1 pseudogene is annotated in these 362 nt (G+C 48.6%); it reads left to right on the top strand.

Going from position 1 to position 362, the window contains the following annotated elements:
* Positions 1-102 precede the first annotated feature (102 nt).
* Positions 103-362 (top strand): annotated as a pseudogene (locus OGY37_RS00005) (hypothetical protein); the annotation flags it as partial.

Genomic DNA, 362 nt, shown 5'->3' with positions numbered 1-362 from the left:
CTTTCCCCTCCTGATAATGCCCGACGTGTCAGCGTGTCATTCCGGATGCCAGAGGGCATCACTCTAATGCCGATGCAGATTCTTTACCGCTCTGAAAAGTGTATGGATAAAAGCTATAACTCCAGCTTTGAATCTTATCCTGTGCGGGGATACAACGGTTTTACGCAGCCTTTCGTCCGGCAGGGTATGGGGGGGCTGTGGCAGATCAGTATTGCCATTGATGGTGGCGGGCCGTGCCAGTGGCAGCTAAATTCACTGAGAGTAAGTTTCAGGATTGCGGATAATATTCCACTGGTGAAAGGAAAAGAAGTCATTGAGACCAGTTATATCTTTGATTTTGGAGATTATGGCCTCAGTGACGG

Origin of the sequence: Citrobacter sp. Cpo030 (genome assembly GCF_030333005.1) — a bacterium.
GTDB lineage: Bacteria > Pseudomonadota > Gammaproteobacteria > Enterobacterales > Enterobacteriaceae > Citrobacter > Citrobacter portucalensis.
The sequence above is the reverse complement of the archived record's forward strand: the minus strand, read 5'-3'. Positions and strand labels throughout refer to the sequence as shown.